The organism is Mesorhizobium sp. M1A.F.Ca.ET.072.01.1.1 (genome assembly GCF_004023325.1).
Taxonomy (GTDB): Bacteria; Pseudomonadota; Alphaproteobacteria; order Rhizobiales; family Rhizobiaceae; genus Mesorhizobium.
Genome location: NZ_RZSF01000089.1, coordinates 1 through 20,787, shown reverse-complemented (window position 1 = coordinate 20,787; position 20,787 = coordinate 1). Strand labels below are relative to the sequence as shown.

Annotated in this window: 20 protein-coding genes and 2 pseudogenes; 5 read left to right on the top strand and 17 right to left on the bottom strand. The window is 63.7% G+C overall.

What is annotated here, in order from left to right:
* The 14 genes and pseudogenes from EOA32_RS14960 to EOA32_RS14895 all read right to left on the bottom strand — a co-directional run.
* Positions 1-565, bottom strand: a pseudogene (locus EOA32_RS14960) (MFS transporter); the annotation flags it as partial.
* Positions 562-1,056, bottom strand: coding sequence for a transcription antitermination factor NusB (gene nusB / locus EOA32_RS14955; RefSeq protein ID WP_095783252.1), 495 nt, complete (start codon positions 1,054-1,056; stop codon positions 562-564). The gene nusB and the pseudogene EOA32_RS14960, both read right to left, overlap by 4 nt.
* Positions 1,053-1,547 carry a 6,7-dimethyl-8-ribityllumazine synthase gene (ribH, locus tag EOA32_RS14950; RefSeq protein WP_067000738.1) on the bottom strand — a complete coding sequence of 165 codons (495 nt, stop codon included), beginning with the start codon at positions 1,545-1,547 and terminating at the stop codon, positions 1,053-1,055. The genes nusB and ribH overlap by 4 nt, the downstream gene beginning before the upstream one ends.
* A gap of 287 nt (positions 1,548-1,834) precedes the next feature.
* Positions 1,835-2,452 carry a riboflavin synthase gene (locus EOA32_RS14945; RefSeq protein ID WP_095778642.1) on the bottom strand — a complete coding sequence of 206 codons (618 nt, stop codon included), beginning with the start codon at positions 2,450-2,452 and terminating at the stop codon, positions 1,835-1,837.
* A 61-nt stretch (positions 2,453-2,513) separates the two neighbouring features.
* Positions 2,514-3,638 carry a bifunctional diaminohydroxyphosphoribosylaminopyrimidine deaminase/5-amino-6-(5-phosphoribosylamino)uracil reductase RibD gene (gene ribD / locus EOA32_RS14940; RefSeq protein WP_189407152.1) on the bottom strand — a complete coding sequence of 375 codons (1,125 nt, stop codon included), beginning with the start codon at positions 3,636-3,638 and terminating at the stop codon, positions 2,514-2,516.
* A 2-nt stretch (positions 3,639-3,640) separates the two neighbouring features.
* Entirely contained in the window at positions 3,641-4,120 is a 480-nt protein-coding gene (gene nrdR, locus EOA32_RS14935) for a transcriptional regulator NrdR (RefSeq protein ID WP_059184872.1), read from the bottom strand.
* A 217-nt stretch (positions 4,121-4,337) separates the two neighbouring features.
* The gene (locus tag EOA32_RS14930; RefSeq protein WP_067330212.1) at positions 4,338-4,916 is read right to left on the bottom strand and encodes a hypothetical protein; all 579 of its coding nucleotides are present in this window, start codon (positions 4,914-4,916) and stop codon (positions 4,338-4,340) included.
* Positions 4,917-4,995: 79 nt separating this feature from the next.
* On the bottom strand, positions 4,996-6,309 hold the full coding sequence (gene glyA, locus EOA32_RS14925) for a serine hydroxymethyltransferase (protein ID WP_067000730.1): 1,314 nt from the start codon (positions 6,307-6,309) through the stop codon (positions 4,996-4,998).
* Positions 6,310-6,435: 126 nt separating this feature from the next.
* Complete coding sequence (locus EOA32_RS14920; protein ID WP_128372164.1) at positions 6,436-8,076, bottom strand: Na+/H+ antiporter; 1,641 nt, start codon at positions 8,074-8,076, stop codon at positions 6,436-6,438.
* 139 nt (positions 8,077-8,215) lie between these two features.
* On the bottom strand, positions 8,216-9,469 hold the full coding sequence (locus EOA32_RS14915; RefSeq protein WP_128372163.1) for a L,D-transpeptidase family protein: 1,254 nt from the start codon (positions 9,467-9,469) through the stop codon (positions 8,216-8,218).
* 335 nt (positions 9,470-9,804) lie between these two features.
* Positions 9,805-10,311, bottom strand: a complete 507-nt coding sequence (locus EOA32_RS14910; RefSeq protein ID WP_245499276.1) for a hypothetical protein — start codon at positions 10,309-10,311, stop codon at positions 9,805-9,807.
* Positions 10,312-10,434: 123 nt separating this feature from the next.
* Positions 10,435-10,950, bottom strand: coding sequence for a winged helix DNA-binding protein (locus EOA32_RS14905; protein ID WP_067001002.1), 516 nt, complete (start codon positions 10,948-10,950; stop codon positions 10,435-10,437).
* Between the two features lie 239 nt (positions 10,951-11,189).
* Positions 11,190-11,612, bottom strand: coding sequence for a DUF6163 family protein (locus EOA32_RS14900; protein ID WP_067000719.1), 423 nt, complete (start codon positions 11,610-11,612; stop codon positions 11,190-11,192).
* Positions 11,609-12,652, bottom strand: a complete 1,044-nt coding sequence (locus EOA32_RS14895) for an enoyl-CoA hydratase/isomerase family protein (protein WP_128372162.1) — start codon at positions 12,650-12,652, stop codon at positions 11,609-11,611. The genes EOA32_RS14900 and EOA32_RS14895 overlap by 4 nt, the downstream gene beginning before the upstream one ends.
* A 167-nt stretch (positions 12,653-12,819) precedes the next feature.
* Between EOA32_RS14895 and EOA32_RS14890 the strand changes: the two genes are divergently transcribed.
* The 3 genes from EOA32_RS14890 (at position 12,820) to EOA32_RS14880 (ending at position 15,638) form a co-directional block, all read left to right on the top strand.
* A complete protein-coding gene (locus EOA32_RS14890) occupies positions 12,820-13,635 on the top strand; it encodes a DUF2066 domain-containing protein (protein ID WP_128372161.1) in 816 nt (271 codons plus the stop codon).
* 177 nt (positions 13,636-13,812) lie between these two features.
* Positions 13,813-14,844, top strand: a complete 1,032-nt coding sequence (gene hemB, locus EOA32_RS14885; RefSeq protein WP_095831475.1) for a porphobilinogen synthase — start codon at positions 13,813-13,815, stop codon at positions 14,842-14,844.
* Positions 14,845-14,990: 146 nt separating this feature from the next.
* Positions 14,991-15,638, top strand: coding sequence for a dihydrofolate reductase family protein (locus tag EOA32_RS14880; protein ID WP_128372160.1), 648 nt, complete (start codon positions 14,991-14,993; stop codon positions 15,636-15,638).
* Between the two features lie 42 nt (positions 15,639-15,680).
* Here the strand turns inward: EOA32_RS14880 and ppk2 are convergent, their stop codons facing one another.
* Positions 15,681-16,601 carry a polyphosphate kinase 2 gene (gene ppk2 / locus EOA32_RS14875; protein WP_128372159.1) on the bottom strand — a complete coding sequence of 307 codons (921 nt, stop codon included), beginning with the start codon at positions 16,599-16,601 and terminating at the stop codon, positions 15,681-15,683.
* Positions 16,602-16,865: 264 nt separating this feature from the next.
* Between ppk2 and EOA32_RS14870 the strand changes: the two are divergent.
* Positions 16,866-17,908: pseudogene (locus EOA32_RS14870) on the top strand (aldo/keto reductase).
* Positions 17,909-17,946: 38 nt separating this feature from the next.
* On the opposite strand, the gene EOA32_RS14865 reads toward EOA32_RS14870, so the two are convergent.
* Positions 17,947-18,918 carry a glycosyl transferase family 90 gene (locus tag EOA32_RS14865; protein ID WP_128372158.1) on the bottom strand — a complete coding sequence of 324 codons (972 nt, stop codon included), beginning with the start codon at positions 18,916-18,918 and terminating at the stop codon, positions 17,947-17,949.
* Positions 18,919-19,032: 114 nt separating this feature from the next.
* Positions 19,033-19,698 carry a GntR family transcriptional regulator gene (locus EOA32_RS14860; RefSeq protein ID WP_128372157.1) on the bottom strand — a complete coding sequence of 222 codons (666 nt, stop codon included), beginning with the start codon at positions 19,696-19,698 and terminating at the stop codon, positions 19,033-19,035.
* 119 nt (positions 19,699-19,817) lie between these two features.
* Between EOA32_RS14860 and EOA32_RS14855 the strand changes: the two genes are divergently transcribed.
* A partial coding sequence (locus tag EOA32_RS14855; protein ID WP_128372156.1) for an MFS transporter occupies positions 19,818-20,787 on the top strand: 970 nt, incomplete at its 3' end.

The window sequence follows — 20,787 nt, the reverse complement described above, 5'->3', positions numbered from 1 at the left end:
CTATGGCGGCCAGCACCGGGATGGAGGCGAAGGATCCGGCAAACATCACCGGCGCCAGAAGGTCGCCGGTGTAGATGACGATCTGAGGCCCGAGGATGGCGGTGACGATGCCGCCAGCCAGCACGAAGGAAATGGCGCGCGCCTTGAATTGCGGCGGCGCGTTGTCGGCGGCGGCGAAGCGGAACTGCTGCACGAAGGCGCCGCCGACACCGATCACGCCCAGGCCAAAGGCGAACAGCCAGAAGCTCGCCTGAAAGAGCGCGAGCGTCGCGATCAGCCCGCCGAGGGCAGTGACGATGGTGCCGGTCATGAAGCCGCCGCGATGGCCGAGCCGGCGGATGATGGCGGCCGCCGGCAGGGCGCCGAGCGCAACGCCGAGGTTGAAGCCGGTAACCGGCGCCGTCGCCAGAGATTTGTCGGGGCCGAGCAGATATTGGCCGGCAAGCGCGCCGATCGAAATGGCGATCGGCGCGGCGGAACCAACGATCGCCTGCGCGGCCGCGAGGAGCACTGCCGTGCGGCGCGCTTCCCTGCCGGCGTCAGCGACGACTGCCGTGGCGGTCACGTTGCGTCCTTGCCGCGACCCTCGCCACGTACCCGGCGCGAGACACGGTCGAGCAGGGCATTGACCAGCTTAGGCTCGTCTTCCTCGTAGAAAGCCTTGGCGATGTCGACATATTCCGACACGATCACGGCCACCGGCACGTCCTCGCGCTTCATCAGCTCATAGACCCCGGCGCGCAGGATGGCGCGCAGCGTCGAGTCCAGCCGCGACAGCGGCCAGTCGTCGGTCAGCGCCTGGCGGATGATCGGATCGATGGTCTTCTGGTTCTCGACGACGCCGGTCAGGATGGCGCGGAACCACTGCGCGTCGGCCTCGCGATAAAGCGCGCCGTCGACTTCCTTGCCGAGGCGGAAGGCCTCGTATTCGGCGGTGATCTCGAAAACACCGCTGCCGGCCACGTCCATCTGGTAGAGCGCCTGGACGGCGGCAAGACGGGCGGCACCGCGCTTGTTGGCGTGGCGCGCCGCACCGGTCTGGGCAGGATCGCTCACGATTGGGCTCCGAATTTCTCTTTGAGCGCGATCATGGTCAGCGCCGCGCGGGCGGCAAAGCCGCCCTTGTCGCCTTCGGTGCGCTTGGCCCGCGTCCAGGCCTGCGCATCGTTTTCGGTGGTCAGGATGCCGTTGCCGATCGCGACCGCTTCCTGCACGGAAAGATCCATCAGCGCACGGCTCGATTCATTGGCGACGATGTCGAAATGATAGGTGTCGCCACGGATGATGGTGCCGAGCGCGACGAAGCCGTCATAGTGTACGCCGCCCTCGCCGGCACCGTCCAGCGCGAAGGTGATGACGGCCGGAATTTCGAGCGAGCCAGGAACAGTCACGACGTCATAAGTGGCGCCGGCCTCGTCCAGCGCGCTGGTCGCGCCTTCGAGCAGCGCGTCGGCGAGGTCGTCGTGGAAACGCGCCTCGACGATAAGCAGATGCGCCTTCGCCTGCGGACGAATGAACGCTTTGCCGTGTTGGGATATGCCTGCCATAAACGTCTCCGGGGGGTTGCCGGTGACTTAGGCCGAAGCCGGATCGATCGCAAGCACAAGATTGCCGCCCGACACAGGTCCAGCATCTCCCGACAGGCCCAGATCCCAAGCATCGCGATCTTCCGGGGCTTTCTTCAGCTAGCAGGCGAAGCCTCGAGGATCGAGATCGGTGCTCGAGGGTGCCGATCACCCCGCTCAAGCTTCAGTCCGAGAAGGGAAGCTGAGGCGCCGGCGCGACCTGGCGCCTCAGCGATCCGCGCCGCCTGCCCGGAACCGGTCGGTTTCGCTCAAAGCCCCTGTTTCGCCGCCTCGGCTAAGCGCGCGGCATAACGGGCCATGGTATCGATCTCGATGTTGACGCGGTCGCCAGCCTGGCGCTCGCCCCAGGTGGTGACGCTCAGCGAGTGCTGGATCAGAAGCACATCGAAGCGCGTAGCTTCGACCTTGTTGACGGTAAGGGAGGTACCGTCGAGCGCGACGGAGCCTTTCGGCGCGATGAACTTCGCCAGGTGACGCGGCGCCTCCAGCGTGAAGCGCACGGCATCGCCCTCTTCCTTGCGCTCCACGATTTCCGCCGTGCCGTCGACATGGCCGGAGACGATATGGCCACCGAGCTCGTCGCCGATCTTCAGCGCCCGTTCGAGATTGATCCTGGTGCCCGATTTCCAACCGGATGCAGTCGTCAGCCTGAGCGCCTCTTCCCAGGCTTCGACCTCAAACCAGCGCGCGTTCGAGCCGTTCTCGGGCAGCGCCGTCACGGTCAGGCAGACGCCGCCGCAGGAAATCGAAGCGCCGATCGCGATCGTTTCCGGGTCATAGGCCGTGTCGATGCGCAGGCCGACGCCTTCGCTGAGCGGCTTCACCGAAGCGACAGTGCCGACATCCGTAACGATTCCCGTAAACATCAGATCGTGTCTTCCAGTTTGACCATGCTCTTATCCGAAAACCATTTCCCACTTTTTGGGATCATGGTCTTACCCACTCGGCATAGCTGTCCTCGCCGAAGCGCATCTCACGCAATTTGCGGAAACCCGGCGGGATATGCGCAGCGTCGATCGGCGAGGCGATACCATCCTCGCCGATCGCCTCCGGTCCCTGGAACAGGACGATGCGGTCAACGAGGTCTTCCGTCAGGAACGCATTGGCCACCTTGGCGCCGCCTTCGACCAGCACGCTCGCCATGCCGAGCGCTGCAATATCCTCGAGCAGTTCCGGCAGGGCTACTTCGCTCTCGTAAGTTTCAGTGCCGATGAAGTGCACGCCCGCGCGTTCGAGCGCAGCCCGCCGCTGCGGGTCGGCCTCGGCGCATGCCGCGACATAGAGCGGGACACGATCCACCCCGGAAACGAGCTTCGACGACTCCGGCAGCCGGATCTGGCGATCGAGGATGATGCGAGCCGGGGAGCGGTTCTCCAACCCCGGCAGGCGCACGGTCAGCGCCGGGTCGTCCTCCAGCGCAGTGCCGATGCCGACCAGGATAGCGTCGGCCTCCGCGCGCATAAGATAGACTTCGCGCCTGGCGATCTCGCCCGTGATGGCGACCTGGCCGGCGCCTTTGCGGCCGATCTTGCCGTCGCTCGAAAGCGCAAGCTTCAGCGTCACTTCGGGACGTTTCTTCAAAGATCGAATCAGATAGCCGGCCATCTGCTCGGCGGCCTCTATGGCGAGCACCTTCTCCACGACGTCGATGCCGGCGGCGCGCAGGATGGCGTAACCCTTGCCGGAAACGCGCGGATCGGGATCGCTTGCCGCGCCGACGACGCGCGCAATGCCGGCATTGACCAGCGCGGTGGCGCAAGGCGGCGTGCGGCCGTGATGGGCGCAGGGCTCAAGCGTCACATAGGCGGTGGCGCCGCGGGCCAGTTCGCCGGCCTCGGCCAGCGCCTCGGTCTCGGCGTGCGGCCGGCCGCCGACAGCAGTGACGCCGCTACCGACGATCATCGGGCCGGCGCCGTCGCGCACGATGATGGTGCCGACGGAAGGGTTGGTCGCGGTGCGGCCGGCATTGCGGCGCGACAGCCGGATGGCCGCCGCCATGAAACGGCTATCAAGGGCTGCTTGCTCGGCCTCGCCCAATTGAGCTTTCGCCATGATCAGCCGGCGTCCTCTTCGGTCTTTTCTTCGTCGCCCTTCAGTTCGCCCAGCAATTCGTGGAAATCCTTGGCTTCACGGAAATTGCGATAGACCGAAGCGAAGCGGACATAGGCGACGTCGTCGAGCGATTTCAGCGCCTCCATGACGAGCCGACCGACCTCGCCGGAGGCCACTTCCGTCTCGCCGGAGCTTTCGAGCTGGCGCACGATACCGGTCACGGCGCGATCGATCCGCTCGGGATCGACATTGCGCTTGCGCACCGCGATTTCGACCGAGCGCAGCAGCTTGTCGCGGTCGAACGGCACCTTGCGGCCGGACTTCTTGATGACGACGAGATCGCGCAGCTGCACGCGCTCGAAGGTGGTGAAGCGGCCGCCGCAGTCCGGACAGACGCGGCGCCTGCGGATCGCCGCGCCATCCTCGGCGGGACGCGAATCCTTCACCTGCGTATCTTCGGACTGGCAATAGGGGCAGCGCATGGAGAGCCTTGGGTTTGCGATTCAGAGAATGATCCCGAAAAGTTGCAGACTCTTCGGGGAAGATCATGATTCAAAAACAAAATCTTAGAGCGAGATGGCGATACAAGGAAGCGTCATCTCGCTCTGGTGGGCGAAAGGCTTGGAGCCTTTCATTTCTCAGAGATAGCGAGGCGCGAGAAAGATTGCCAGCGCCCTGCCCCTGTCGTGCTCGGTCGGTTCAGGGCGCGACGTCCTTGGTCGGGAATCCGCAGGACGTGCCGAGGTTGCGGTAGGCTTTGGTGAAGCCGTCCATCGGAATGCTGGCGACGGTCTGCTTGCCAAAAACAACATCGAGCGAGGTGACTTTGCGCATGGCGCGCAGCAGAGCGAGACTTGTCTTCGCCTGGTTGTCGACCGTCCAGCTGGGACGACCGCCGACGGCGTTCGAATAGACTTTCGCGGAAACCTTGATGCCGGGGTCGCCGAAGGTCGCCGCGATGTCCTTGCCGGTCGGCAAGTCCTTGTTGTCGACGGCGATCATGATGGCGGGATAGGCATCCGGCGGCAGCGCGTCGCCGGTCGAGATCGAGAGCGTTAGCGTGCCAGCATTGCCGATGCCGTCGACGAAAGCTGCGGAGGCCGCGCAGGTCTTGTGCGCATCCTGCCCGGTGTCGAGCGTGTCGATGATCGTGGTCCATCTGCCGAAGGTGTTTGTGGCCGGTTCTGGCTGCGCCTGCTCCTGCCCGGCCGCGCCGGACACGGCGAAACCGGCCAGCGAGCCGACCAGGGCCAACGCGGCAAGATGGAAAATGCGCATCATCAAATCTCCAGTTCGCGACGCCGCCCAATCAGGACGGCGCACTGCCGGCGGATAAAAGATGACGCGCGGCTTCCGGTCAACCGAGATAAGGATAGAGCGGGAAGCGATCCGTCAACGCCGTGACTTTGGCCTTGACCGCAGCCTCGACTGCCGCATTGCCCTCGTCGGAATTCGCCGCCTTCAGCCCGTCCAGCACCTCGGCGATCAGCTTGCCGATCTCGCGGAACTCGGCCTGGCCGAAGCCGCGCGTGGTGCCGGCCGGCGTGCCGAGACGGACGCCGGAGGTGACGAACGGCTTTTCGGGGTCGAAGGGGATGCCGTTCTTGTTGCAGGTGATGTTGGCGCGGCCGAGAGCCGCCTCGGCGCGCTTGCCGGTGGCGTTTTTCGGGCGCAGGTCGACCAGCATCAGATGGTTGTCGGTGCCGCCCGACACGATGTCGAGGCCAGTTTCCTGCAGGCTCGAAGCCAGCGCCTTGGCGTTGGCGACGATGCTCTCGGCATAGGCCTTGAAGCTCGGCTTCAGCGCCTCGCCGAGCGCCACCGCCTTGGCCGCGACGACATGCATCAGCGGGCCGCCCTGCAGGCCCGGGAAAACCGCCGAGTTCATCTTCTTGGCGATCTCTTCGTCGTTGCAGAGGATCATGCCGCCGCGCGGCCCGCGCAGCGACTTGTGCGTGGTCGTGGTCACGACATGCGCATAAGGCAGCGGCGACGGGTGCATACCGCCGGCGACCAGACCGGCGATATGCGCCATGTCGACCATCAGATAGGCGCCGATCGAATCGGCAATCTCGCGGAAACGCTTCCAGTCCCAGATGCGCGAATAGGCGGTGCCGCCGGCCAGGATCAGCTTCGGCTTCGTCTCATGCGCGGTCTTCTCGATCGCGTCCATGTCGAGCAGGTGGTCGTCCTTGCGCACGCCGTACGAAACGACCTTGAACCATTTGCCGCTCATGTTGACCGGCGAGCCATGCGTGAGATGGCCGCCGGAGTTCAAATCGAGGCCCATGAACGTGTCGCCGGGCTGCAGAAGCGCCAGGAAGACGGCCTGGTTCATCTGGCTGCCGGAGTTCGGCTGGACATTGGCGAAGTTGCAGCCGAAAAGCTTCTTGGCGCGTTCGATGGCGAGTTCTTCGGCTACGTCGACGAACTGGCAGCCGCCGTAATAGCGCTTGCCCGGATAACCCTCGGCATATTTGTTGGTCATGATCGACCCCTGCGCCTCGAGCACGGCGCGGGACACGATGTTTTCCGAGGCGATCAGTTCGATCTCATGGCGCTGGCGGCCAAGCTCGTTGCGGATAGCGCCGAAAATTTCCGGATCGGCGTCGGCAAGCGTGGTCTCGAAGAAGGATTCGAATTTGTTGGAGGCTGCCGCGGCATTTGACATGGCTTGCTTTCCCTTGGGGCCGGAGGTCTGCGAGGTCGCCGCGCCATTAACACAGTTGTTTGGAGCCCGCCACGTTTGCGGCGCGAAATTTGCTGGCCGGATTGCGCCAAGCAAATCGGCTGAACACTATTTCCGGTCGCGCCGGCTTTTGAGCAGCGCTTCTGTCAAAGTGATCTCGGAAAGCAGCGCCCGCATCGTGTGATCGTTGATCTGGCGGGTGCGGAACATGGCGCGCACGGCGGCGCGCTCCGCCTCGATGCCGGCGTGCCTGAGCTCAAGCTCCAGCCGCCCGGATTCGCGCGCCTCGGCGCGCGCCTCTTCGGCCTCGTCGGAAGCCGCGATGCGGCGCCGGTAGCCGGCAACGATGCTGTCGGCGACCGCGAGCCGGGCCTCGGCCGCCTCGCCTTCGCCGCCCTCGCTGGCGAGGCGCTCGATCTTGGCGATGGCGGCCTTGGCGGCGCCCGCACGCGCCCGCCGCTCCTCGGCCGCACCCGGATCCTCGCCTGGCTCGACCAGCCCGCGGGCGATCCTCGGCAAAGCAAGGCTGGCGATGACCAGCGAGCAGATGATGACGCCGGCGGCGAGGAAGATCACCACGTCTCGCGCTGGAAAGGGCGAGCCATCCTGCAGCGCGAGCGGCAGCGACAGGATGCCGGCAAGCGTGATCGCGCCGCGCACACCGGCCACCGATCCGGCAAGCCTGACGCGGAAACCAAAGGGCTCTGCCTTGCGCTTGCCGAGCCGCGCGGCGATCATCGACGCCATGTCGCCGATCCAGATCCAGAGGAAGCGCAGGCCGATCACGCAGAGCGTCAGAATGAGCACGGTCAGCACCGGCTCGAACAGCCAGTGCCGGCTGGTGAGTTCCGGCGGGACCCTGCGGATGATGTCAGGAAGCTGCAGGCCGAGCAGGATGAAGAGAGCACCGTTGAAGACGAAGGTCAGCGTCGACCATAGCGACATCGCCTGGATCCGCGCCGAGACCGAGAGATGGCGGAAAATGCCGGAGGTGCCCGTAACCAGGCCGGCGGTGACCGCGGCCAGGATGCCCGAAGCGCCGACATGCTCGGCAATCAGATAGGCGACGAAGGGCAGCAGAACCATCACCAGCACCTGCGCCCCCGCCGGCGTGCCGCCGATGCGGCCAAGCACCTGCAGCGCCTTGGCGGCGACGAACAACGCCGCAATGCCCGCGAGGATGCCGGCCGCCACGGCGTAAAGAAAGCTCAACGAGGCGGCGGCGAACGAAAAGCTGCCGGTCAGCGCCGCCGCAACGGCAAAGCGGAACATGACCAGGCCGGAGGCATCATTGAGCAGGGATTCGCCTTCCAATATGTGCATCAGCCGAGCCGGAACGACATTGCGGTCGACGATCGAGGACACGGCAACGGCATCGGTCGGTGACAGCACGGCGGCCAAAGCGAACGCAACCGCCAGCGGGATGCTTGGCACCAGCCAGTGCAGAGCATACCCGAAGCCGACGATGGTGAAGAAGACAAGCCCGACTGCGAGATCGAGGATCGGCCGGCGCAGCTCGATCAGCTCCCGTTTCGGCGCCGCGAAGGCATCGCCGAACAGAAGCGGCGGAATGAAGACCAGCAGGAAGAGTTCCGGATCGATCTCGACATGCAGTCCCTTGGCCGGCCAGGCAAGCGCGGCGCCGATCGCAATCTGCAGCACGGGCAGCGGCACCCGCACCAGCCGGACGAGAGCGCCGGAAAGCGCCACGAAAGCAAGCACGACGAGAATGAAGACGGCGACGTCCATGATGCTATTCCAGCTGTTCGCGCTGTATGTCTCATTTTTCGACGCATGTCGCTCTGCCGAAACCGCTGCGCACTGTTTGGCGACATGGAAACAAAAAAGCCGCTCCAAGAGCGGCCTTTTCGTGATCTATATCAATAACTTACAGCGCAGAAGTAATCTGCAGCTCTCTGTTGCCGTCGAGGCCGTAAATGTCGTCGCGGAACTGCACCACGCCGGGTCCGGTCGACCATGCCGACAGATACAGGAAGTGGACCGGCACCGGGTTGACCACCTGAACCGGCGTATTCTCGCCAGTCTTGATCGCCGCCTCGAAATGCTGGCGATCCCAGCCGGGCGTATCACGCAGGATCCAGGTGACGAGGTCGCGCACATTCTGGACGCGCACGCAGCCGGAAGAGTCGAAGCGCATCAGCTTGCCGAACAGGCTCTGCTGCGGCGTGTCGTGCATGTAGACGCCGTCCGGGCTCGGGAAGTTGATCTTGACCGAGGCCATGGCGTTGCCGGCGCCGGGATCCTGGCGGAAGCGGTACTTGGCGGCATCGTCCGTCGACCAGTCGACGGTCATCGGATCGACCTCGCTTCCGTCCGGCGCGAACAGCCGGATGTGGCTGTCCTTGAGGTAGTTCGGGTCCTTCCGCATCAGCGGAATGATGTCCTTGCGCACGATCGAGACCGGCGCGTTCCAGTAAGGATTGACGATGATCTCGTTGATCTTGGAATTCACGATCGGCGTCTGGCGGTCGATCTTGCCGACGATCGCGGTGTGGCGCAGCACGACGCGGTCGTTCTCGACGGCTTCCACCTGCGCGGCCGGAATATCGACCAGCACATAGCGGTCGCCGAGCGTGCCCGCCTTCTCGCGCAGCCGCTGCAGATTGGTCTGCAGCTGGCCAAGCCGGATCGGCGCCGGCACGTTCATCGCCGAATAAGTGTATTTGCCCATGGAGCCGTCAGCCGGCAGGCCGTGACGGAGCTGGAAGCGCTTGACCGCCGAGTCGACATAGGAATCGAACGCCGTCGAAATGCCGGCGCTCTGCGACAGGTCGCCCGAGACCATCAGCCGCTTGCGCAGCGGCACGACATCCGGATCGTCGACGCCGAGCTGCAATTTCTTGGTTGCCGGAACCTGCTCCCAGCCGCCCTGGCCGACAATGCCCTGGTACTGCGCCACCGCCTGCTCGGTGAAGGCTACGGTCTGCAGGCTGAAGATCGGCAGCGTCGAGGCAACCTTGCCGGTCTCGCTTGCACGGGCGTCGAACTGGTCGTCCCAATTGCCGCGGGTCGAGGATTTCAGAATGTCGCCGATCACATCCTGCGCGCTGGCATGGCCGGCGACGACGGCGGCGGCGAGCGCAGAGGCTCCGGTCAGGAAGAAACGGCGGCTGGTTCTCATGGATGTTCCAGACATTTTAGCTATATCTAATCTCGCTCAGTTCGCTCTACTGGCGGGTTGCCCGCACTCTAGGGTCGGCAATCTTAACAATTAGCCAACCATGACTTGCGTCAGCAGGGCGTGAAAACGTAGGACCACGACACCTGCTCCAGGAAGCGCAGGGCCTCGGCCCGCAGCATCACCCGCATTCTCGCTTTCACTGCGATTATGGCGGCAACGTGACCTTGGCCCGCGATTTGCCTCCGGCAAGATGATCAAAAAATGGGACCGAGGCATTTTGGCATCGCCGATAGCGGCGGGTTCACCAGATGCCCGCCGTCATCCTCGGTTTGCCCCTATTTCACCCGGTTCGGGCAGAGGGCTTTGAACTGCTCCAGCGTGTAGTCGTAGCCCGAGGCCCCCGAGCCATCGAGCACCACGTTCTCGTCGGTGTCGGTGATCTGATAATCCGTCTCGCTTCCGGCGGGGCTGCGCCCCTGGAACAGCATGTTGGCGCCGTAAAAGGTGGTGAATTTTCCGCTCTTGCAGTCCGCTGTGATCTCCAGATGCAAGGGCGTTTTCATTTCCTTAGCGATGCAATCCTCGGTCACCTTACCGACATAGTCGCGGCAGTATCCGATGGCGTTCTGCCTCGTATGTTTGGTCAGGATGCTGGCATGCGAGGTGTTGATGCCGGATTTCTTGACGACCGTAACCTCCATTCCGGCCTTGGAGCCATAACCGAGGGTCCGGGCAGCGGCCGGTGAAACAAGGATCACAGCGCAAATCGCAAAGCAGGATATGACGCATGAGGCCCACCTCTTTTGCCTGCAGAGCTTCCACGCGCGCTGCTCGGCGGTCAAGCGCCCTGCTGCAGCGCGCTTTCGCAAAAGAAAAGAACCGGCACCTGTCGGCACCGGCCCTGATTGTTTCCTCCGGCCGCGCTTCTTCGGCGCGGCTTCGATCGTCTCAGATTTCGAATCCGCTTACATCCGGTAAGCGATCGTGTCGTTCCAGAAGCGATCCAGACGCTGGAGCGCGCGGTTCATCTGCTTGAACTCGTCGGTGTTGATGCCGCCCACGGCCTCGATCGAGCCGACATGGCGCTCGTAGAGGCCGGCGACGACCTCGGCCACCTCGTTGCCCTTCGGCGTCAGCGAGACGCGGACCGAGCGGCGGTCGATGCGCGAGCGCTGGTGGTTGATGAAGCCGAGGTCGACCAGCTTCTTCAGATTGTAGGAGACGTTCGAGCCGAGATAATAACCGCGCGAGCGCAGCTCGCCGGCGGTCAGCTCCGAATTGCCGATATTGAAGAGCAGCAGCGCCTGGATGGCGTTGATGTCGGAGCGGCCGTTGCGGTCGAACTCGTCCTTGATCACGTCAAGCAGACGGCGATGCAGACGCTCCACCAGCTGCAGCGATTCCATGTACAGCGAACGGATCGCCTCGCGGCGGTCGTCGGAAACGTTGGCGGTCTTCGCCGCCGGACGCGAATTGATCATTGTCTTTGCCTCTCGTTTGTCGCCCGGTGATTTTTTGTTCTTCACCTTGATCGCGACACTATCGAATACTCATAAAATTCGACTTAAACGCCAGGGCTAACAAGAGCTTACCGGTAAGAGGTTTCGAAAGAGGCTTAACGAACGGTCATACGAGCAAGAACAATTAACCTAAAGATTTAGCCAAGGGTTTTGGGGCAGTCGCCGACCCCGTATCTAGGTTCCTTACGCCGCCCGGCAAGCTATTGCCTGAGCTGGCGCTTCTGCAGCCAGATGACCACGCGGAAGACGATGTAGAGCAGCGCCACGCAGGCATGTGAGACGACGATCAGGATCCGGTGGCCGAAGAGATTGGGAAAACCGGCATACATGACGGTCTCGGTCGCCGCGCAGATGAACCAGATCACTGGCCCCCAGGAGGCAAGCATCCAAAGGCCCGCGGCGGCGAAAGGAAAGAAAACGGCAAGCGTGGCCGCGGCCACCTGCCAGTGCACCGGCATCAGATCGAAGCGCCAGAGCTCGCCCGGATAGATGCCGATCAGCCGGACCCAGTAGAGGACACCGAACAGCAGGCAGTAGCCGGCAATGACCCGCTGGAACCAGGCGAAGATGATCTCGGTGGTCGAGGGCTGCAGCACCACGCGCCTGGAGGTGACCTCGCTCACAGCTCGAGCTCCCCGGCCCCGAGCGGCGCGAAATACGCGTCGACATCGGCCGCGCTCACCGCATCGAGGCTGGCGGGCCGCCATTCCGGCTTCGAGCCCTTGTCGATGATGGCGGCGCGGATGCCTTCATAAAAGTCGTGGCCGGCCAGCATGCGGTTGAGGATGCGGAACTCCATCTTCATGCACTCGTCCATCGACAGCGTCGACCCGGCGCTGATCTCGCGCCAGGCGACGTTGAGGCTGGTCGGCGAGCGCGTCCTGATCGTTGCCAGCGTCTTGGCGCCGAAAGCGTCGGTGGCGGATGCCCGCTCCAGGCTGGCGACGATAGCGGCGAGCGAGGGTTGCGAGAAATGGCGGGCGATCGATTCCAGATCCTGCCGCTCGGTCTCGCGTCTTGCGGGTGTGAAGAAATCGCGCAACTCCGCGTTCGCGTCGCCGCTTGTGGCCAGCTCGTCAAGCAGCCCCGCCTGGTCCTCGGCCTTGATCGTGTGGGTGGCGAGGCCCGACCACAGTGCATCACCATAGCGGATGCGGTTTCCTGTCAGCCCCAGATACATGCCGAAGCTGCCGCCGAGATCGGGCAGCAAATGGCTGGCGCCAACATCGGGGAAGAAGCCGATGCCGACTTCCGGCATCGCGAATTGCGCGTTCTCGGTCAGCACGCGGTGCGAGCCGTGGAAGGAAATGCCGACCCCGCCGCCCATGACGATGCCGTCGATCAGCGCGACATAGGGTTTCCTGAAACGGGCGATGCGGGCATTGAGACGATACTCGTCGGCGAAGAAGTCGACCGGCGGCTTGCCGGCGCGGCCCGCCTCGTAAATGTGCAGAATATCGCCACCGGCGGAAAATGCCCTGCCCTCAGCCTTGACGACGACGACGGCGACGCCGGCATCGCCCTCCCAGGCGTCAAGCGCCTTGCCAAGCGCCTTGACCATGCGATGGGTGACGGCATTGAGCGCCTGCGGCCGCGTCAGTGTGACGACGCCCGCCTTGCCTAGACGCTCGAAGCGAATCTCGTCGCCTCCGCCAAAATCCATCGCCAGAGAATCCTCCTCTCCGCCCTTCCAGAGGGATTGAAGTGCTAAAGGCGGCATAGGCATGCGTCAATGGCAGCATCGCCGCGCTGGCGGCCAGCCGCTTCCGGTGTTAGGTAACCGGCAAAGTGTCGCGCGTAGGCGGCGCGACAGATTTCGAGCTAATCGACATGGCTGGGGTTTCTCGTCTCGTTGCTGGATTGGCAGGTCTCCTCTTTCTGGGAGTTGCGCCGGCCGCCGCCGAGGCAGCCTCCGAACTCTACCTGGCGCAGACGATCGTCACCGGCACCGGCGAGCCTAATCGCGAGATCGGCTTCAGGGATTGCCTGGACAAGGTGCTGGTCAAGGTTTCAGGCGATCAGCGGCTGACGCAGAAGCCGGAGATGCTGGCGCTGCGCAATAAGGCGGCTGACTTCGTCCAATCCTTCCGCTACCGCGACCGGCTGGAAGGCGTTCCGATCCATGACGAGCAAGGCACGCATGACCGGCCGCACGATCTCACCTGCCTCTACAAGCCCACAGTCGTCGACAAGCTCCTGGCGCAGCTCGGCAGCAAGCCATGGCAGGGCGAGCGGCCGCTGATTGCCGTCTTCATAACGGCCGAGCAAGGGGCGCGACATTTCGTGCTGACGGCCGACGAGGATCGCGGCCAGTCAATGCGCGAATCCTTTGCCAACGCCACGGCGCCGCTCTCGGTGCATGTCAGCTTTCCAAAGGCTAACCAGCTCGCCGGCCTCGACGACAAGGCGCTGCGCACTGCCGATATGGCAAAGCTCGACCAGCTCGCCCGGCAGGCGGGTGCCGACCGGGCGCTCGCCGGCAGCATCGTATGGAACGACAAGGAACTGGGCTGGATCGCCGACTGGCGGCTGGCCGAACACGGCAAAACCTATCAATGGCAGGTGCGCGGCGTCAGCTTCGACGAGGCTTTTCGCGTGGCTGTGAAGGGCGCGGCACAGATTCTGTCGGGGAATGGACAGCCGTAAACGTCGGCGCTGCCCTTCATCCGCCTGCGCCACCTTTTCCCCGTGAAGGAAGAGGGAAGTGCTCCAGCGCCGGCGATCCCTCCCTCGTTCTTCACGGAAGCAACTGGCACAATCGTGTCGCATTGGTCAGCGGCAGGGGCGCATGGTAAAAGCCGGGACGACAACAGAGTTTTGGCGATGAACAAGTTCACCCCCGCAAAGCCCGCCGGCGCCCGCAGCGTCGACGAGATCACAGGCAGCCGCAGGCTGCGGCGCATGCGCAAGGCCGACTGGTCGCGCCGGCTGGTGCAGGAAAACCAGCTCTCGGTGAACGATCTGATCTGGCCGATCTTCGTCGTCGAGGGCAAAAATGTGCGCGAGCCAATCGCCGCCATGCCGGATGTCTACCGTCTGTCGGTCGACCTCGCGGTGAAGGAAGCGGAGCGCGCCGCCAAGCTCGGCATCCCGGCGATCGCGACTTTCCCCAACATCGAGCTTTCGCTGCGCGACCAGACGGGCTCGCATATCCTCGATCCCGACAATGTCATCAACCGGGCCACCCGCGCCATCAAGGATGCGGTGCCGGAGATCGGCATCATCACCGACGCGGCGCTCGATCCGTTCACCAGCCATGGCCATGACGGCATCCTGCGCGACGGCATCATCGTCAACGACGAAACCGTCGAGCAGGTCACGGCCGCGGCCGTCATCCAGGCAGCCGCCGGGGCGGACATCATCGCGCCGTCCGACATGATGGACGGCCGCATCGGCGCGATCCGCGACGCGCTGGACGCCAACGGCTTCCAGGACGTGGCGATCATGTCCTATGCGACGAAATTCGCCTCGGCCTTCTACGGCCCCTATCGCGAGGCAGTCGGCACCGCCGGCCTGCTCAAGGGCGATAAGAAGACCTATTATATCGACCACGCGAATTCCGATGAAGCCGTGCGCGAGGCCGAGCAGGATCTGGCCGAAGGCGCCGACATGCTGATGGTGAAGCCGGGGCTGCCCTATCTCGACATCATCCGGCGGCTGAAGGACGAGTTCCAGATGCCGACCTTCGCCTACCAGGTGTCGGGCGAATATTCGATGATCAAGGCGGCCAGCGCCAATGGCTGGATCGACGGCGAAAAGGCGATGGTGGAATCGCTTCTCGCCCTCAAGCGAGCCGGCTGCGACGGCGTCCTCACCTATTTCGCGCCGACCGTAGCGGAGATGCTGAGGGGCTAGGCCCAGGCGAAATCTTAAATTCTCGCAGCGTCACCTGGGCGCCGCCCGACGAGACGATCGCTCGCCGGAAAATTCCGCTTGCATTATGCAATCAGTTAAGTTACCCCATGACTGCTTGCAAAATACAACTAGTTCACGAGGCGATCATGTCAAAGCTGCGCGTCAACGCTTTTACCCTGTCGCTGGACGGCTACGGCGCCGGCCCCGATCAGACTCTCGAAAGCCCGCTCGGCGTCGGCGGCGAAGGACTGCATAAATGGATGATCGGCACCCGCACCTTTCGTGAGATGGTGATCGGCAAAGACGGCGGGACCAAGGGCATCGACGACAGCTTCGCCGTGCGCAGTTTCGAGAATGTCGGCGCCTGGATCCTCGGCCGCAACATGTTCGGGCCGGTCCGCGGCGAATGGCCGGACGAGAGCTGGAAAGGCTGGTGGGGTGACAACCCGCCCTATCACGTGCCGGTCTTCGTGCTCACCCATCACAAGCGGGCGCCGATCTTAATGGAAGGCGGCACGACGTTTTACTTCGTCACCGGCGGCATCCATTCGGCGCTCGAACAGGCAAAGGCGGCCGCCAAGGACAAGGATGTGCGGGTCGGCGGCGGCGTCGCCACGATCCGGCAATATCTGAAGGAAAGCCTGATCGACGAGATGCATCTCGCGGTCTCGCCGATCCTGCTCGGCTCCGGCGAGCATCTTTTCGCCGGGCTGGACATGCCGAAGCTCGGCTACCGCTGCACCAGCCAGGTCGCGACCGCCTACGCGACGCATGTGATGATCGGGCGGGCGTAAGCTCGGCTCCCCCTTCTCCCCCTGTGGGAGATGGGGAAGTGCTCAATACTTTTCCGGCACATAAAGCTCGCGCGGCAGCACCTGCCGCTCGTAGGACGGGTTGAAGACGCGCTCCGGCAGCGTGATCTCCTCATGCGGCACGTCTTCGTAAGGCATTTGCTGCAGCAGGTGATCGATGCAGTTCAGTCGGGCCCGCTTCTTGTCGTTGCCTTCGACAATGAACCACGGCGCTTCCTTGATGTTAGTACGGGCGAAGGTCTCTTCCTTGGCCTTGGTGTATTGTTCCCAGCGCACGCGCGACTGCAGGTCCATCGGCGACAGCTTCCACTGCTTCATCGGATCGTGGATGCGCATCAAAAAGCGCATCTGCTGCTCCTCGTCGGTAATCGAGAACCAGTATTTCACCAGCGTGATGCCGGAGCGCACCAGCATGCGTTCGAATTCCGGCACGTCGCGGAAAAACTCTTCGACCTGATCCGCATTAGCAAAGCCCATCACCCGCTCGACGCCCGATCGGTTGTACCAGGAGCGATCGAACAGCACGATCTCGCCGCCCGCCGGCAGATGCGGCACGTAGCGCTGGAAATACCATTGCGATCTTTCACGCTCGGTCGGCGCCGGCAGCGCGACGACGCGGCAGATGCGCGGATTGAGGCGCTGGGTGATGCGCTTGATGACGCCGCCCTTGCCGGCCGAGTCGCGTCCCTCGAAGATCACCACCAGCTTCTTCTTGTGGTAGGCAACCCAGGACTGCAGCTTGATGAGCTCCGACTGCAGACGCAGCAGCTCGCGGAAATAGGTCGTCCGCTCGATGGAGGGCGGATGCGACTTCTTGTAGATCCTGGCGATCTCGAGCGAGAGCGCGGGTTCGGAAATCTCCAGCTCGTAGTCCTCGTCGAGCGTGTCCTCGAGTTCGGCTTCCAGCCAGTCCTTGGCTCCGGAATTCGTCTTGACCTCGTTCATTGCGCAGCTCCTGCCTGTCAGCCACTTTCGCCTCGGATGCGCTCCGGCCGCGGCCGGAAGCACAACTCCGTAAGCCGACTGAGATACAGACGCGCAATGACGGTTTTATTGCGAGCAGGAGCCGGCAACGCTGGACCAGCCGATATGTGATCGGCCCGTATCGATGGCGGGGCGACAAGCCGCCCGATTTGTCCTACAAATACTTCGCCTCTTCCCGGCGCCCGCGACGGCGCGCCTCTTCAAAACAAATCGCAAGGACCTGACATGGAATACCGCACGCTTGGCCGTTCCGGCCTGAAGGTTTCGACTTTGACCCTTGGCACAATGACCTTCGGCGGGACGGGCCCGTTCGCCGCGGTCGGCAATTCGGATCTTTCGCAGGCGAGCCGCATCATCGATACCTGCATCGATGCCGGCATCAATCTCATTGACACCGCCAACGTGTATTCGAACGGCCTGTCGGAGGAGATCGTCGGCGAGGCGCTCGGCGGCAAGCGCAAGAACGATGTGCTCATCGCCTCCAAGGCGCGCATGCGGATCGGAAACGGCCCCAACGACGAAGGCCTGTCGCGCCATCACCTGATTCGGGAATGCGAGAGGAGCCTGAAGCGGCTCAAGACCGACGTGATCGACATCTATTTCCTGCATGAGTGGGATGGGGTCACGCCGCTGGAGGAAACGATCGCTGCGCTCGACACTTTGGTCAGCCAGGGCAAGGTCCGTTATGTCGGCTGTTCCAATTATTCGGGCTGGCAGGTGATGAAGGCGCTCTCGATCAGCGACAGCCATCATCAGCCGCGCTTCGTCACGCAGCAGATCCACTACACGCTGGAAGCGCGCGAGGCGGAGTACGAGTTGCTGCCGATCTCGGTCGACCAGGGTCTTGGCGTGCTGGTGTGGAGCCCGCTGGCCGGCGGCCTGCTGTCGGGCAAATACCGCCGCGACAGCCCGACGGCCCGCAGCTTGGCGGCTGGTCCGAACCGCCGATCCGCGACGAGGACAGGTTGTGGCGGATCGTCGACGTTCTGGTCGAAATCGGCAAGGCGCGCGGCGTTTCGGCGGCACAGGTGGCGCTTGCCTGGCTGCTCGGCCGCCCGGCCGTTTCTTCGCTGGTGATCGGCGCCCGCAACGAAGCCCAGCTCAAGGACAACCTCGCCGCGGCCAGCCTGACGCTGTCCCTGGACGAGCGCCTGCGCCTCGACGACGTCAGCCGGCCGCCGGTGCTTTATCCCTACTGGCACCAGCAGCTCACCGCCAAGAACCGGTTCGGCCCCGCCGACCTGGTGCTCGACCGCAGCGATATCTGAGAATTCGCGCCGTGCTCCGCGCCCGAAAGGCGCGGAGGTCAGCCGGCGATAAAACGCCAGACTTCCGGGTCGGGTTCGACCTGGCCGCTGAGCACGAAATATTTGTAGAGGACGAGCAGCGATACCGCCCGCTCGTCCTTTTCGTTGCTGAACCGGCGGCAATAGGCGTTGGCCGCCGTTATGATGCGTTGGGCTTCCGCCGGGTGCTTTTCGAAATAGGCGATCTTGTCGGCGACGTCCGAAAAATCCGACGCCAGAGGCACGTAGTGGACATCGGCCTCGAGCTCAGCCTCGGCGAACCAGGTTTCGTAGGTCGGCGGCGGCATCAGGCAGAGCGAATTCGAGCTCATGATCCACTTGAGGTTCGTCGCCACGTCATTGCCTTCGAGCGAGACGATGTAGCGGAACTGCCGCTGCTGCGCGATCGTGAGATACGGCTTGCGATAGTTCTCCGGGGCGCTAGGCTTGGGCGAGCCGGCATCGCAAGACGGCAGGTCGCGCACGGCATCGACGAACCGTTTGCGGATCGGATTGTTGAAATGACCGCGCCAGACCGCCATCGGGCGCTTGTCGGCGAAGGACAGATTGTCCTTTGGCATGTTGAAATGGCGGAACTTGTCGAGCTTCATGATCACGGCGTTGCCGTTGTCGTTGCGGATCGGGCGATCCTTGACGATTGATGGCACCGCCGGAACGTCGACGACGTCGCCGAACTCGAGATCGATGAGCAGGTGGCGATCGAAGTAGCGGGCGAACTCCTTCAGGTCGTAATAGTACATGCTCCCGAACTTGGGTATTTGACTGGCGGGCACCGCCGCCGCGCTCGACACGAAGCTATGGTCGAGCCGGTTGTAGTAGTTGACCCGATCACGGACCGTTTTGCTGGAGAGCCGTGCCTGCTCCAGCCGGCGCGCAAGCCGCTGGCGAAAGAGAGCCTGCGGCGCCACATCGCGGGTGATGTTGCGTATGAAATAAAATACCCGCGCTGCGGTGCGTAAGGGCGAGGCCATGCGTCCGTCGTTTAAAGATGTCCGTCGCCTCCTACAGCATTGTGCCGAACATCTTGCAAGCCCGCCCAAGCTGACGAACTTGTTGAAGCTCTAATATTCGACGATGGCCGAGGATCAGGCAGCGACGACGGCAAAGCCCCTGGCGCGCAGGCCGCGCCGCTCGTCATGCAGCGAAGTCACCAGGCGGTCGCGGCTGCCGGCGATGTGGGCCGAGAGCAGCCGTGCCGCCTTTTCGGCGTCACCCTTTCGCACGGCAGCCAGGATGGCGTGGTGCTCGGCCCAGGCGCGGCCAAGCGCCGCCTCGTCGCGCACTTCCAGCCAACGCGCGCGGGACAGCCTCGTCATTGCATCGCGGACTCCCCTAAGCAGGAATTCATTGCCGGAAAGCCTGGCCAGCTCGATGTGAAAATCCAGACCAACGCGGTGCCATTCCTCGCGCGGCGTACCGGCGTCGCAGGAATCGAGCATCGCCGCGATCACCTCGATCCCGCTGCGATCTTCCAGCGACGCCGTCAACCGCACCGCCGCCACCTCGACCGCCTCGCGGTAGACGGCGATCTGGCCGAGCTCGGCGAGATTGATCGGCGCCACCGTCCAGCCGCGGCCGTCACGAGCGATCAGCCCTTCGGTCTCGAGGCGCAGCAGCGCCGCCCTGACCGGGGTGCGGGAGGCGCCGAAGCGGCTTTCGACCCAACGCTCGGTCAGCCGCTCGCCCGGGCCGATCTCGAGCCCGAGGATCATTTCGCGAAGCTGCCTTTCGACATTCTGCATTTGCGACATTTGTCGTTCCGCTCTTCGGCGCCGCATTGACAGCGGCGGGGCTGAGGTTCATGACGGATACCGATCTGGTATCCCAAAATGGTATCCGGAACAATCCCGGACAACCAAGTAGGCATGACATGGCAGAAAACAGCACCCAGAGCGGCTACAATATCCATTGGCGACGCAATCTCGCCGTCTGCTTCGCCGGCTCGTTCAGCACGCTGATTGCCATGACGCTGCTGTTGCCGTTCCTGCCGCTTTATGTCGAACAGCTGGGTGCCAAAGGGCACGCGGCAATCGTGCAATGGTCAGGAGTTGCTTACGGTGCCACCTTCTTTGCCGCGGCGCTGGTCGCCCCTCTGTGGGGGCGGCTCGGCGACCGTTACGGCCGCAAGCTGATGCTGGTGCGCGCCTCGTTCGGCATGGCGATCTGCATGTCGCTGACCGGTATGGTCGAAAGCGTCTGGCAATTGGTGTTGCTGAGGCTCCTGATCGGCTTTGCCGGCGGCTACTCCTCGGGATCGACGATATTGGTGGCGATGCAGACGCCAAAGGAGCGCTCCGGCTGGGCGCTCGGCGTGCTGTCGGCCGGCATCACGGCCGGCTCGCTGGTCGGACCGCTGCTTGGTGGCATGCTGCCGCCGCTGATCGGCATCCGCGCCACCTTCCTGTTGTCGGGCGCTGTCATCTTTCTCGCTTTCCTGGCCACGACTTTCCTGATCAAGGAAAACCCGCCGGCTCCCAAACCTGTCTCGTCGGCAAAGCCGAAGAGCGGCTGGGCACAGATTCCCGACAAGCGCCCGGTCGTCGCGATGCTGACGACCGGCATGCTGCTCGCCTTTGCAACCATGTCGATCGAGCCGATCATCACGGTCTATGTGCAGCAGCTCGTCGCGGACCAGAGCAAGGTGACGATGGTCGCGGGCGTGGTGATGTCGGCGGCCGCGCTTGGAACCATCCTGTCCTCGTCGTGGCTGGGCAAGCTTGCCGATCGGGTCGGCCACTGGAACGTGGTCGTCGGCGCGCTCGCGATTTCTGCGCTGCTGCTTGTCCCGCAAGCTTTCGTCACCGACGGCTGGCAGCTGATCGGGTTGCGCTTCCTGATGG

Bases quoted from the DNA above. Each gene is read 5' to 3' on its own strand.
- glyA (WP_067000730.1), bottom strand. From the start codon at position 6,309: ATGTCAAATGCCGCGGCAGCCTCCAACAAATTCGAATCCTTCTTCGAG.
- EOA32_RS14895 (WP_128372162.1), bottom strand. From the start codon at position 12,652: ATGGATTTTGGCGGAGGCGACGAGATTCGCTTCGAGCGTCTAGGCAAG.
- EOA32_RS14905 (WP_067001002.1), bottom strand. From the start codon at position 10,950: ATGATCAATTCGCGTCCGGCGGCGAAGACCGCCAACGTTTCCGACGAC.
- EOA32_RS14865 (WP_128372158.1), bottom strand. From the start codon at position 18,918: ATGGCCTCGCCCTTACGCACCGCAGCGCGGGTATTTTATTTCATACGC.
- hemB (WP_095831475.1), top strand. From the start codon at position 13,813: ATGAACAAGTTCACCCCCGCAAAGCCCGCCGGCGCCCGCAGCGTCGAC.
- EOA32_RS14890 (WP_128372161.1), top strand. From the start codon at position 12,820: ATGGCTGGGGTTTCTCGTCTCGTTGCTGGATTGGCAGGTCTCCTCTTT.
- EOA32_RS14945 (WP_095778642.1), bottom strand. From the start codon at position 2,452: ATGTTTACGGGAATCGTTACGGATGTCGGCACTGTCGCTTCGGTGAAG.
- ribH (WP_067000738.1), bottom strand. From the start codon at position 1,547: ATGGCAGGCATATCCCAACACGGCAAAGCGTTCATTCGTCCGCAGGCG.
- ribD (WP_189407152.1), bottom strand. From the start codon at position 3,638: ATGGCGAAAGCTCAATTGGGCGAGGCCGAGCAAGCAGCCCTTGATAGC.
- EOA32_RS14880 (WP_128372160.1), top strand. From the start codon at position 14,991: ATGTCAAAGCTGCGCGTCAACGCTTTTACCCTGTCGCTGGACGGCTAC.
- ppk2 (WP_128372159.1), bottom strand. From the start codon at position 16,601: ATGAACGAGGTCAAGACGAATTCCGGAGCCAAGGACTGGCTGGAAGCC.
- nrdR (WP_059184872.1), bottom strand. From the start codon at position 4,120: ATGCGCTGCCCCTATTGCCAGTCCGAAGATACGCAGGTGAAGGATTCG.
- EOA32_RS14930 (WP_067330212.1), bottom strand. From the start codon at position 4,916: ATGCGCATTTTCCATCTTGCCGCGTTGGCCCTGGTCGGCTCGCTGGCC.
- EOA32_RS14860 (WP_128372157.1), bottom strand. From the start codon at position 19,698: ATGTCGCAAATGCAGAATGTCGAAAGGCAGCTTCGCGAAATGATCCTC.
- EOA32_RS14920 (WP_128372164.1), bottom strand. From the start codon at position 8,076: ATGGACGTCGCCGTCTTCATTCTCGTCGTGCTTGCTTTCGTGGCGCTT.
- EOA32_RS14915 (WP_128372163.1), bottom strand. From the start codon at position 9,469: ATGAGAACCAGCCGCCGTTTCTTCCTGACCGGAGCCTCTGCGCTCGCC.